Source organism: Candidatus Krumholzibacteriota bacterium (assembly GCA_016932415.1).
GTDB lineage: Bacteria > Krumholzibacteriota > Krumholzibacteriia > Krumholzibacteriales > Krumholzibacteriaceae > Krumholzibacterium.
On the sequence record JAFGCX010000010.1, the window covers coordinates 268,068 to 281,919 of the forward strand.

The window sequence follows — 13,852 nt, forward strand, 5'->3', positions numbered from 1 at the left end:
TCGCTGTTGCTGGAAATATTCTATCTGATCCGGTACGGGATCTGAACGCGATCCGTATTGCAGGAAATAATTGAAAGGAGAGACAGGTGAAAAGCAATATAACGGTCATCGGGGCTATTCATATCGCGTGGGGTCTGCTTGGAATGCTCCTGGCGATGATAATTCAACTCACGCTGGGCGGCGCCGGTATGATAACGGGCGACTATGAAGTGCAGAGGATCCTTGCGATAGTGGCTTCCAGCCTCGCTTTTCCCCTCTTTATTCTCGGTATTCCGGCCCTTGTCGGTGGGATCGGAATACTCAGGATGCGTCCATGGGCGAGGATTCTTCTTCTGGCCTACAGTTTCATAAACCTTCTCAGCATACCTTTCGGTACCGTCCTTGGAATTTTTACGATCAAACTGCTTCTGGACAGGGATACGATCGAGGCGTTCGCTATCGAGAACGGGGCGTTGGCAGGATATGCGGGCGAAAGAAGAGCGGCCCGGTCAGAATCTGTATCCTCCACTGAAGAAGATGATGACATCGTGTCTTGAACTGTTGGCGACGGATGCTTCCAGAGGACCTATCGGAGAATCGAATCCAAGCGTAACGGCAGAGCCGAAATAAAGATCATCCTTTACAAGCAGTTCATTCCACCTGTCGACGGCATTTCCCGCGTTGCCATGCATGACCAGGTAAAGGTACCGCATCGGCTGGAACTGGAGTTCAAGACCTGCCACGACCGCGTGACGGCCTGATAACTCATACCGGTGGTATCCGTAAAGATTCATCTCACCGGGAGAATGGAAGGTAAACGGCGCCCACGCTCCCCCGGCAAAATACTGATATTGCAGAGGCAACCGGTCTCCCCTTGCCGAACCGATGTTGCAGCGTCCGCCGAGAACGATCCGATCACGCAGCGGTATCCGGAAAGAAAGCCGCCCGCTCACTCTGTTGAACGAGCGTCCGTTCTCAAGCCACGATCCGGCGATCTGGGCGTCGAGTCTCATCATGATTCCACTGCGGGGAAACCATGTGCGATCAAGATTGTCGAAATAGATCCCCGAGTCGAGAAAGATAAGCTTGTCCCATTCGACATTTGACCCGGGGGGGGCTATATCCGGCGAGATGCGAGACCATTCGGAGACGATGCTCGCCGTCGAGGAGATGTAACGCGACAGGGAAAGACCTGTTCCCGCCGAAGCGCGGATATCGTCTGCTTTCAGCCTGCTGACAAGATTGCTTCTATCGTAGATATCTATACGGTCATGGATGTAATCGGTTCCAAGATTGAAATGGAGGATATTCTTGAATCCTTTTCTAAAACTCAACATCGATCCGACCCTGAGCCTGCTTCCAATCATGATATCAAGGTCCAGCTCCGATCCCTTCGTGAGTGGATCATGGATGTCAAGGGCGATAAGCAGGGAGTGCCTTGATATAGTATCGTAATACAACCCTATATTGAGAAAATCCCTTTTATCCTCTTTGAGGTAGTAAAGGAGTGAAATACCACCGGCCGTTCTTTTCAGCCTGTACCTTACGTATTCGAAGGCTCCCGTCCCGAAGAGCCTGCGGGTAGCCCTGTCGAGTATCGAAGCGTCGACGATAGCGGGAGGTTCTATGCCGAGGGTGGATTTTATTGCTTCTTCAGATATCATTTCCTCGCCAATTATCGATATTTCGGTTATCTCTAGCGGATAGTCGGAAGTTCCCTTCATCCGGGGAGGATCATATTCCCATCGAGACATCGAATCGGCAAGCTCGTCGAGGCGCGCCGAGATCTTCCTTGCCGCATCTTCACCGGCTCTGATTATCTCGGAGGTTTTCATGAAATCGATCACGGTGAATTTCTCAAGGTCAGGCGCTATCAGGATATCACAAAGTGATCCCTCTCTCTCGAGAGCGGGACGAAGGGTCAGCAGCACTGACTGGGTTATGATTTCTATCATCGTGTCAATACTGTCGGCGGAAAGGGGTCTTAATCCCGTATTGACTCCTATGATAATATCAGCACCCATTTCTCTCAGGTCTTCCACTGGAAAATCCCTTGAAAGAAACCCGTCAACGAGCAACCGGCCGTTCATTCTGAATGGAGTGAATACCCCGGGGATCGACATGCTAGCTCTCATAGCGTCTGGAAGGAATCCCCTGTCCAGGACGACAGCTTCGCCTGTTTCTATATCTGTGGCCAGACAGCGGAATGGACGGGGAAAATCGGAAAAATCGTTGATGAGATGCGCCGGCCACGCCAGCCGCGAGAAAAGCATGTGAATACTCTGACCCGATTTGATTCCTGGAAGGAAGTCGACCTTCTTCCCCTGGACAGTGAATCTCACCTGGTATCTTTCCTCGGAATCTCTCTTATAGACGGGGATAGTAGTCCTGTCAGGTTTTTCCTTGAAGAGATCCATCCAGTCGGTCCCGGAGACCGCGTCCTCTATTTCGTCGGGTGTATAACCTATGGCGAAGAGCGCTCCAACTACCGCCCCCATCGAATTTCCTGACACGATATCTACAGGTACGCCATGCTCCTGAAGCACTCTGAGGACTCCTATATGAGCCAGTCCGAGAGCACCGCCCCCGCTCAACGCCACCCCTACTTTTGGCCGCCGTTGGGCGACCGGTTGTTCGGGAGCCGATCCTGTAACCCGCCGGGTTAAAGCGTCTTGTCCTGCTGAAAGATAAGCGGGAGAAGCGATGAGCAGTGCGAGTGATATGGTCAATATCCATCTTCGCCGTCTGTAAGTCATGCCCGGATAATCAATGATTCTTGACCGAGTTACAAGGAAAAATTACCTAGATGAATTTTTCTCTTTTTTGAAGATTAAGAAGGCCGTACAGAATTGCCAGCAGAGATCCGACAGAGAGGTATATCCTGTTCTTCAACACTGTAGCGGCATAGACAGCTTCGTTTTCCTGCGTGGAGAACGGGTTGAGGAAAAGGTTCCATTTGCTGTTTTCAAGCGGTTCGACAAATATCCAGAATGCCATGCCGATGACTATCATTATTACGGCAGTGCCGTTGCCGTTTTTGACGAGGGTGGAAAACATGAATGACAGACAGCCCAGGAAGAATATGGGAAACATGAGGTGGTAGACCATATCGATTATCGGTACTCCGACAAGGGCAACGGAACTAATGATCGTCAGGGCGGTCAGTATAAGAAAGACTATCACCCATATAAGCATCATCCTTATGCCCCAGACTTTGTAACGGTAATCGGGTATTCCAAAAAGGATCTCGATCATCCTCGAATCGACATCGTTCTGTATCCCGAAGACGCTTGGATAGAAAATCAGCAGTATCCCTGGAAAAAGAAGGAGGTTGTATATCGTTCCCGAATCGGGATCGGAATCGGAATTAAAGAAAATGATCGCCGCCACAAGAAGAAAAAAGAGAAATGAGGCTAGAAGGAAATAAACGAATTTGTTGGCGAAAATGATCTTAAGGTTGTATTTGGACAGTCTCATGACAATATCTGCTGAATTTCTTATTTTCATCTCGCACCTCCGGTTGCCAGGAGCCACAGATAGGAATCCTCAAGGGACGGACGGACCTGTTCAGCGAGCGGGTGGGGTTTTGCCTCCGAGAGGGATCTGACCCTTATCTTGCTGCCGTCGCGCATATGATGGACGATCATCATCTCTTTCCTGATCTTCTCAAGTTCTCCGGGATCGGCATCAAATTGCCATACGTGTCCTTCGGCTATTTCGACCATTCTGGACGGGTCATCGAGATATACGAGCTGCCCCTTGTTCAGTACTGCGACTTTGTTGCAGGAACTGTATATGTCCTCGATGATGTGAGTCGAGAAGATGACTACTCTTTCGCGGCTAAGTTCGACAAGCAGGTTGCGGAATCTTATCCTTTCTCTCGGATCGAGACCCGCGGTAGGTTCGTCTACGACGAGTATCCGGGGAAGATGAAGCAATACCTGCGCTATACCGATCCTCTGTTTCATCCCGCCGGAAAATGAACTTATCGCTTGATGGCGGCTTTCCTCCATATGCACCATCGCCAGGACCCTGTCGACCATTTCTTCGCGATGATCCTTGTCCGTAAGGCCTTTAAGGACCCCCTGGTAATTGAGGAATTCCCACGCTGTGAGGTTTTCATACATCCCGAATTCCTGGGGAAGGTATCCGATCAACGATTGAAGCTCTTCACGTTTTTCATTAATATCTATTCCGTTTATGTCGATCCTGCCGTAACTCTGATCGAGGATTCCGCATATGATCCTCATGAGAGTCGTCTTGCCGGCGCCGTTCGGTCCGAGAAGACCGAACATGCCTTTTCCGATCTGAAGAGATACTCCCGAAAGGGCCATGAACGATTCCTTTTTCTTCCCGATCAACGGGATCGATCTTACAAGATAGTAGAAGGCTTTTCTGAGTCCCCCAAACCGCCCCGATATCCTCGCGATATTGACCTGGTCCCTATGCAGCTTTCCGGCCGTCGAGTATACGATGAGGGCGAAATACCAGAGGAAGGCTACAAATATAAGGGCGGGGATATTTTTCCATCGTATCCAGAAAATCATAAGATTGATCAGGGGTATTCCCCAGACGATCGTCTTTTCGCACAGAATCGTCAATTTCATGGCTAGTCCCGCGCCTCTTCCGCCGGAATGAACCGTGATAAGACGGGGTAACGGTCTCCATAGCATCAGTATATAAAAATATACGGTGTGTGAGAGAAGGAATATCCAGAATGGGCTGTCGAGGTATGAATAGATGAAATAGATCATGAAGAAAAGAAGAGGTATTTTCCAGAGCATGCTGCCGCGGTCGAAAAGGTTATTTTCCTCTCCCGGTTCGTTAACTGTCCTTTTCCTGCGATTCTTTCCCTTGTTCCATTCCCTGATGAATCTTGATGGCTGGTCGTATATCTTGACGAGGTTCCTGATAGTGATCGATATCGGTTCATCTGCCGGTATGATGTTCTTCCTTGCCGTATGCAGGCTTGAGAGTACGAACCATGTCATGCCGGGTATAATGAAGATCAGGGTGGCCAGAAAGACCATCTGCCAGATAGTACCCGAGACCCTGGAATATATCGTCAGGGATCCCAGAAGGAAGGCTGCGATCTGCATTGATTTTATTTTCCAGTGGAGAGACCGTGTCCAGGAGAGGACCGATTCGAGTCCCGAAAATACTACCGGAATGAATATCAGTGTAAAAAGGGTGCTGAGCGTCAATCCTCCGATAACGGTTATGGCGAAAGGAGCGCCGATCAGAGTGATCTCGTCCGCTTTTCCCATAGCCAGCGGGATCATCGCCGCTATTGTCGTTATGGCCGTGATAAGTATCGGCCTTGTCCTGGCCCTCCCCGCGACCATAAGCGCCCTTGATCTGCCGTAACCTCTGCGCATGAGTATAAGAGAGTAGTCGATAAGGATGATACCGTTGTTTACCACGACTCCAAGCAGGATCAGGAACCCGGTAAGGGTATAGGCGTTCAGCAGAGATGTCCCGGTCGCGATAAGAAGCCAGAACGATCCTATCGCGGCAAGCGGGATCGTAAACATCATCACGACCGGAGTAGACAGGGATTCGAATACCGACGCGAGGATCATATAGATAAGTATGAAAGCTACAAGGATAAGAAATTTGAATTCGCTGTAGTCATTTTCTTCATGCACGACTTCGATGGCAAGTCCGGCAGGTATGACAAGGGATGAGACCAGTTCATCTATTTCGAGCCGCGACGCTTCGAGAAGACTTTTTGAACTGTTGACGTCGGAATTGAACTGGAAGGTGATCTCTACCTGTTTTTCCTGATTGACCCTGCTGATCGTAGGCATGCCATGGGAGTATATAATTCTGCTGAGATTCTCCAGGTCGACCTGGTTTCCCGCCTGGCCGCTGATCTGAAGCGCGCGAAGGTCCTCGATATCGCTTTCTTCCTGGTTTTTCTTGCTGATCATTATATCATAGGTGTCCGTCCCCTGTCTGAACTGCATGCGTGATGAATATTCGTTCTGGAAGGAAGTGAGTTCCGAAGCTATCGAGGCCAGGGTTATTCCGTAATAACTCATTACCCGGGTGTCGAACAGAAGGTGTATCTCCGGCCTGCTTTCTGAAATATTCATTCCGGCCGATGAGATGGTGGAAAGATTGTCGAGATAATATTCGATATTCCCGGCAAAATCCTGCATAACCTCAATATCGTTTCCCTTTATTACGATCTTTTCCTGCTGGGAGCCTATTCCGAACATCCTTTGCATCGCCTGGCCCATACCGCCTCCGCTGCCCCTGAACCGTCTGCTTGACTGGGGAGGGTCGAAACCGATGCTGCCTGACTGGACCTTGTCGAAACGGTTTCGGATATCCTCCTTTATTTCCTGCATATCCCTGCCGGCTATCTCTTTGAAATCGTCTTTAAGGTTGATCGTTATGACAGCTTCTTCAGCGCGGATATCGCTGATCATTTCTTTTTTCTCTTCGAGAGATTCGAATCGTTGTTCAAGATCCGCGACAGTAAGGTCAGTCGTCTCCAGGGTGGAGCCCTCGGGCATCGTGATGTAGACGTTAAAACTCTCAGACTCCGCTTCCTCGGTGACATTGAGGCTTATTCCGAAGCAGATGATCACGCTGGCGAAGAAGATCACTACAGCGCCGATGATGGTCCGCAGTGGAAAACGAAGGCACGATTTCAGGAGAACATTGTATATTTCCAGGAGCCTTGTTCCGCCCTTTCCAGATTGGAAATCAGCAGAGTCTGCCGTCTTTCTTCTCGTCAGGAAAAAATGGGTTACCATCGGAACGAGGAGAAGAGCCAGCACGAGCGAGACGAGAAGAGTCGAGATGATCGACACGCCGATATGCTTCCCGATAAGCTGGATAAGGAAGTTCGAAGAGAAGATAAACGGGACGAAGACGATCACTGTCGTGATCGTCGCGGCAAATATCGAACGCCATACTTCTTTTACTCCCTGGATCACGGCGAAATCGGTCTCTTTTCCCGCGGATTTCAACCGGTAGATGTTTTCAAGCACTACTATGCTGTTATCGAGAAGCATCCCCACAGCCAGCGCCATCCCGACTAGGGTGAGGCTGTTGACCGAGATCCCGGCGGCGTAGAAAAAATTGAAAGCGGTGAAGACCGATATCGGTATCGCCAGGGCGATTATCAGTACAAGCCTGAGATTCCTCAGGAAGACCCACAGGATCGAGATCGCTATAAGCCCTCCGATGATAGCGAGCCTGATGATCAGGTCGATATTCTTTTCCATTATCTCGGCCGTGTCGTTCTGGATTATCATTTCGATATCACGCGTGGCAAAGTTCTCGTTGAGCCTTGAGATGACATCCCGAGTCCTGTGCGAAAGATCTATAAGGTTGACCTGCGCGTCACGCACCAGATTGATCGTCACGGCATCCTTGCCGTTCACCCTCGATATCGATTCCTGTTCCTTGACGCCGAAATACACGTCGGCGATGTCCTTCAAAAGAACAGGGCCGTCTCGTAGCACGGTGATATTCTCTATGTCTCTGATATCCCTGTATTCGGCGACAACATTGACAAAATATTTGCTGCCCCCCTCTTTGACCTGTCCGACGAATGTGCTGGTAGCGCTGTTCTGCCTGATAAGCGAGCTTATTCTCGAAGGAGTTATTCCGTAGGCTTCGCAGGTCTCATCGTCGAGGATGATCTCCACCGATTTTTCAAGTCCCCCAGAGACATCAGCGTTGGAGATCCCGTCGATCGATTCGAGTTCTTTTTTTATTTCAGTGTCGACGATCTTCCTGACCCTGTCGAGTCCTCCTCCTCCGCGGACCTGGAGGTTCATGAACTGGTTCGATATCTGTTCAGTATCGACCTTGAATACCTGGACCGCGTAATTTTCCGGCAGGGAGGAGGAAGCGCTGGATATTTTTTCCTGTAACTTCAGGTAGGCGTATTTGATACTTGTGCCCTTGTTATAATATACCATGATCATCCCCGACCGGGGATATATAGTCGATTCGATCCTGTCGATATCCTCAAGAGTTCCGATCGCTCCTTCAAGAGGGATGATCGCGTCCCTCTCCATATCGCCTGGATCAGTCTCCTGGTAGCTGTATACCTGGGCTATAAGGAAGGGCAGTTCCGCGTCGGGAAAGAGCTCGACGGGAAGCAGCCTGTACGAGACGAAGCCGAGCATCGTCAGCGCTATGAAGAACATGCTGATAAGAATCTTCCTGTTGATTATCAGGTTGCCCGTCATGATCTGACCCGATCCAGTACGGAATATACACAAGGTATCACCAGAAGAGTGAGAATCGTGGATGTGATCAGTCCACCGATGACCGCCAGAGCCATCGGGGATCTGAGCGCGGCACCCTCGCCGAATCCGAGGGTCATTGGAAGAAGGGCGAGGATCGTAGTGGCGCTAGTCATGATTATCGGCCTGATCCTTCTGCGCCCCGCCTCGATTATTGCTTCTTTTCCTCCTACACCTTCCTTGCGAAGCCGGGTTATCGCGTCGACCAGTATTATGGAGTCGTTCACAGCGATTCCCACGAGCATGATCATCCCGATATATGCCATGATGTTGAGACTCTTGCCGAGAATGAAGAAGATAAGTACCGCCCCGACTCCCGCCAGGGGTATGGTCAGCAGGATCGAGAATGGATGGATGAGCGATTCGAACTGAGCTGCCATGACCATGTAAACGAGTACTATTGAAAGGATCAGAGCGAATTTGAGATCGTTGAATTCCGATTGCCTTTTTTCCTCTTCTCCGGTTATCTCTATCTTGTACTCCGCAGGGAGTTCGATTCCCCCGATGTTATTCCTGATATCGGCGATCAGGTGGTCGAACGGCCGGCCCTTTCGCTGGTGGGCCGTGACGAACGCCGTACGGGCCTGGTTCCGCCTGTTTATCTCTTTGGGAGCATAGCTGTATCTGATATCAGCTATCTCGCTCAGCCGGATCTTTCCGTCACCGCCGTCGAGAGAGACAGACGAAAGTTCACCAAGCCCTATATCCGGAGTGCGGATAGTGATATCTTTCTTTTCCCCTCCATGGTCCCAGTAGCCGGCTTCTTTTCCGGAAAGGAGGCCCTCGAGCTGGGAACTGACCGAACTTACTCCGATGTCACTCATTCCCGCTCTCAACCTGTCGACGACTACTTCGACTTCCGGTCTCCCTTTCTCGAGGCTCGTCTCGATATTGTACAGGTCAGCGATATCGCCAAGTCTCATTTTTACGGTTTCGGTCAACTCCTCGAGGATCGCTATGTCGTCTCCCTCTATCTCTATTACTACCGGGGCTGATTCGGCTCCGAGAGTGGCGAGCAGGGCGGTCTGATCCATCAGGATCTCCGATTCTATGTCGGGCAACGCGGCGATCTCCCTGCCGAGACCGGCAATCACCTTCTCATATTCCATGCCGCTTTCTTCGGCAAGAATGATCTTGATCGAGGCTGTGTTCTCATCCTGAAACACAGATTCTTCACTGCCACTTATGCCGGCGACCGGACCTATCGTACTGAAAAGAGTCTTGACGTTCTCACCGAGGAACTGACGGATCATGTTTTCGACGCCCCTTACTGTTCCGACCGTCCTCTCGAGCTCGGTCCCTTCGGGAAGGTTCAACTTAATCGAGAACTCATTCATCCCGCTTCTCGGAATGAATTCGCTGCCGACAGAGGGGAGCAGCAGCCAGGCGGTCGCTACGAGCAGCGCCGCTGCGCCGATCACGATCCACCTGTGCCTGAGTGCTGAATCGAGAAGGTCGCCATACCATTGGAACCTGACCGATTTTTCATTTTCTTTGCCGGCGCGGGGCCTTATGAATCTGCTGCACAGCATCGGGATCACAAAGATCGCCACGACAAGGGAAGATATCAGGGAAAAAGCCACGGTCCATGCCTGGTCCTTGAAAAGTTCCCCAGAGGCGCCATGCAGGTATACTATCGGCAGGAAAACGACGATCGTAGTTATCGTCGAAGCTGTGATCGCTCCTCCGACCTGTGAAGCGCCGGTTATCGAGGCTTCCCGGACACTCATTCCCGATTCCATGTTCCGGACTATGTTTTCCAGGACCACTATCGCGTTGTCGACAAGCATCCCGGCTCCGAGGGCCAGCCCTCCGAGAGTCATGATATTGAGAGTGAGCCCGTTGAAGTACATCAGGTTGAATGTCGCGACGACGGATATCGGGATCGCCATGCTCACGATAAGGGTAGTCCCAAGCCGCCTCAGGAAGATATATAGTATCAGTATGGCGAGGAATATTCCTATCATCGCGGTCTGTTTGACCTCATCGATCGCGCCCGTTATATATGATCCCTGATCCTGAATAACGACGATCTCATAACCCGGGAGGGCGTTGCCAAGTTTTTCGACCATTTCGTGGAGAGTCTTTGAAGCCTCGACAGTATTGAATTTCATCTCCTTGTAGATTGAAAGCCCCAGGCATCTTTTCCCGTTATAAAGGACGACAGATCTCGGGTCCTTGTTAGTGAAGTCGATCGTTGCCACGTCTTTGAGGTAGACAGGCGTCTTTTCGCTTGATGGGGTCATTTCACCCGCTGCGGCACCTTCCCCGGCCCCGGCGGTCTTCCAGGTCAGAATAATATTTTCTATATCCTCTATACTCTCGAAGACGCTGACACCCTTGATAAGGTATCTCAGTCCCATCTCCGTGATCGAACCTCCCGACGCAGTCTGGTTATAGCTCATGATCCTGCTGGAAAGAATGTCGGGAGTAAGCCCGTACGCTTCGAGAAGATAGCTGTCAGTCATGATCACTACTTCTTTTTCTTCTTCTCCCGATATCTCCACGCCGGCGACGCCTTCCAGCCTGGTAAGTTCGTTGCGTATGTAGTTTTCAGCTACTTTTCTGAGCTCATCCATATCGTCGATTTCGGGATGCATCAATCCGATCGTCATTACAGGTTCGGAATTCGGGTCGTGCTGGGTTATGGTGATCTCTTCGACGTCGTTGTTCTGGCTGAAATCGGAAACGCTTTTCTGCAGGTCCAGAAAAGCTTCATCCATATCGGTGTCCCAGGAATACTCGACCGTTATCCTTGCCGATCCTACCCTGATCGCCGACGAGACGCCGACGACTCCCCTGCTTCGGCTCGCCAGTGATTCTATCTGTTCGACGTAATCCTTTTCGATCTCCTCGGGAGGGGCTTCCTGCGCCTTCAGCTCTATGTATATGCGTGGATTGTTCAGGTCGGGGAAAAGGTCTACTCCGAGCCTGTCGAACGAGATGATTCCGAGCAGGAGGATTCCGAGAACGAACATCATGACTGTGACAGGATGATTGACTGAAAAATCGGATATTTTTCTCATTTCAGGTCTTTCTGAGTGAATATTATCGTATTACTTTGACCTTCGACCGGTTGCGAAGGGTCTCGAAACCTTTTATTACAAGGCGGTCGTCCTTTTTAAGGCCTTCGAGCACCTCGATCTCGTCGGGATTTTCAAGGCCGGTTATTATCATCCTTTCCTGCGCGGCCCCTTTTTCGACTATGAAGACTGTCTTGCCTCTCTGTTTTACCAGGATTATCTCTTTCGGGATGACTATAGTCGAGTCGTGCATCGCGACTATGATCTCCGCCTTGACGAACATCCCCGGCCGCAGAAGGAGGTCATCATTTCTCACATCGATCGACGCTCTGAAAGACCTCGTTTCGGGGTCGAGGGTGGGGGAGACCTGCGTCACCTTTCCGCTCAGAGTATCGTCGGGGATCGCGTAGTTCATTATCCGTACGCTATACCCTGCCTCTATCTTTCCGAGGTCCTTTCCGGGGAGGGAGACCTCGAGGTAGAGGTCCGAATAATCCATTATCTGAACCATGATATTTCCGGCCTCGATCATCGTGCCGGAGGTATAATATGGAAGAGTGGTGATGATCCCGTCGAATGGAGCGGTTATGTCAAGTTTCGATTGCTGGATGAGCGCGTTATCGTAATCGTATCGCGCGTCCATATAAGTCCGCTCCGAATTTTTGAGCTCAGTCAGGGTCACTCCGCCTTTCTCGTAAAGCGATTTCTGTTTTTCGAAATCAAGACGGGATGTCTCAAGGTTCAGTTTTCTGGAATCGATCCGTATAGAGTTCTGTTCCTCGATGTTTTCCAGATGGATTATTACCTGGCCCTTCCTTACCGGATCTCCCAGGGACAGCTGGCGACCGGTGACCGGGTTGGTGAGCAGATGGTAGTCGCCTCTTTTTTCCGATTTAAGGGTAGCTTCTCTCGAGGAGTTCACCGTCCCCGTCGCTATACTGAACTGTTCGATAGATTTGAGTCTGATCTCTTCGACTGAGACGGGAGTCGATATCTCAGTCTCGACGCTATCGTCGTCTTTTCCGCATGATGAAAAGAGCAGGAAAGGTATAAGTATCAGGATTGTCTTCTTCACTTCGGGCTCCTTGCTTGAAACCGTTTTCAGTCTGTGACCAGCGATTTGTTCAGTTCGAAATCCCACAGGGACTGGATCTTCATGTCCAGAATGTACTGTTTGTATTTGATCAGGGCGGAGACTTCGTTAAGCCTCGTTTCGGACAACTGGGTCTGAAACTGGTTCAACTGATAACTGGAAAGGTCTCCGTTCCGGTATTTTTCAAGGTTGATCTCGTAGGTCAGCTGCGAACGCCGCACGTTCTGCCTTGCGATATCTATCTGTATCATCTGATTCTCGAGGTTCCTGTAAGCCTGGCGGATCGAGATCAGGATATTATCCTTTTCCTGTTCGAGCGAAAGTCTGTTCGATTCCAGGGAGGCCTGCGAAGCTCTCATCTCCGCCTTCTTTTCGCCCCAGTCCCAGATCGGCATCTCGAACATCACGGAGACCTGCTGGTTCTTGTCCGGAGCGTCATACAGCTCCCTGAACACTTCATTTGTCCCTATCGATCCGTACGACAGGGAGATGTTTCCCAAAAACTCGTTTTTCGTCCCTGCCCGCACCAGGGCGTTTTCAGCGTTCTCAATCGCGATCTGTCTCTGCCTCAGTTCCGCCCTGTGGCGGAGTCCGTTTGCTATAGCGGTCTGAAGATCGACAGCTATATTTTTGTACGTGATGTCGGCGGATATTTCGATATCGTCGTCGAGAGGGATCCCGAGGAGCTGTTTGAACAGGTCATGGGCGTCTTCAAGACTGACTTTCTGGTTCTGCAGGGAGGATCTTGCGTTAGCCATATTAAGCTCGGCCTGGTAAAGTTCCTCGAGACTCGCGATCCCGGCGTCGACCTTGTTTTTGCTTATCTCATAACTGACTTCGTTGTTCTTGTACTCCTCGACCGCGATCTCAAGGCGCATCTTGGTCTCGTACACCGCGTAGAAACGCTCCATTACCGATTTTTCTATCGCCAGTTTTTCAAGGGCGTAAGCGAGCTGTGAATTCTCCAGTTCGAGTTCAAGGGTCCTGAGGTCCATTTTTGTCCGGTTATACGTAAAGATCGGCTGCTGAAACTGGATATAGAGGTTGTTCGAATATGTTTCACTCGACTCATCGGTGTATTCGCTGTAGGAATCTTTCCATGAAAAGCGGTTAATAAGCGACAGGGTGCCGTCCGTCCACTTGACCGGCTGGTCGATCCTGAACGTTCCGTAAGACTCCATTGTCTCCTGCCTGTACCATGTCGAGAAGATGTCGTTGAACTGGTTCGAGTTGGAGTAGTTGATCGGAGCTATCGACAGGCTGAATCTTGACTTCAGCCTCGCGTTCGCCGCCCTGAGATTCGCTTCGCTTCTTTCAAGGCTTATCCTTGAATGCCTGATCCTCGGACTCTGTTTCATGGCGATTTCCAGAGCATCAGTTAGCGTCAGTACCTGTTGAGCCATCAGACCAGCCCCTGGATCGGTCATCAGAAACATTATGGCGAGAAAAAATGTCCCGGCGATCGCCGGGTTTCTTTTAAACAT

7 protein-coding genes are annotated in these 13,852 nt (G+C 50.5%); 1 reads left to right on the forward strand and 6 read right to left on the reverse strand.

The window, feature by feature from the left end; translation table 11 throughout:
- Window positions 1–86 precede the first annotated feature (86 nt).
- A complete protein-coding gene (locus JW814_04010) occupies window positions 87–536 on the forward strand; it encodes a hypothetical protein (protein MBN2070602.1) in 450 nt (149 codons plus the stop codon).
- Here JW814_04010 and JW814_04015 read toward each other — a convergent pair.
- From JW814_04015 to JW814_04040, 6 genes are all read right to left on the reverse strand, one after another.
- Window positions 489–2,573, reverse strand: a complete 2,085-nt coding sequence (locus JW814_04015; protein ID MBN2070603.1) for a patatin-like phospholipase family protein — start codon at window positions 2,571–2,573, stop codon at window positions 489–491. The genes JW814_04010 and JW814_04015 overlap by 48 nt on opposite strands.
- A gap of 208 nt (window positions 2,574–2,781) precedes the next feature.
- Complete coding sequence (locus tag JW814_04020) at window positions 2,782–3,486, reverse strand: hypothetical protein (protein MBN2070604.1); 705 nt, start codon at window positions 3,484–3,486, stop codon at window positions 2,782–2,784.
- Window positions 3,483–8,195 carry an efflux RND transporter permease subunit gene (locus JW814_04025; GenBank protein ID MBN2070605.1) on the reverse strand — a complete coding sequence of 1,571 codons (4,713 nt, stop codon included), beginning with the start codon at window positions 8,193–8,195 and terminating at the stop codon, window positions 3,483–3,485. The genes JW814_04020 and JW814_04025 overlap by 4 nt, the downstream gene beginning before the upstream one ends.
- A complete protein-coding gene (locus JW814_04030; protein MBN2070606.1) occupies window positions 8,192–11,278 on the reverse strand; it encodes an efflux RND transporter permease subunit in 3,087 nt (1,028 codons plus the stop codon). The genes JW814_04025 and JW814_04030 overlap by 4 nt, the downstream gene beginning before the upstream one ends.
- Window positions 11,279–11,300: 22 nt before the next feature.
- Window positions 11,301–12,350 (reverse strand): efflux RND transporter periplasmic adaptor subunit, encoded by a 1,050-nt coding sequence (locus JW814_04035; protein MBN2070607.1) that lies wholly within the window; start codon window positions 12,348–12,350, stop codon window positions 11,301–11,303.
- A gap of 26 nt (window positions 12,351–12,376) precedes the next feature.
- A complete protein-coding gene (locus JW814_04040) occupies window positions 12,377–13,852 on the reverse strand; it encodes a TolC family protein (protein ID MBN2070608.1) in 1,476 nt (491 codons plus the stop codon).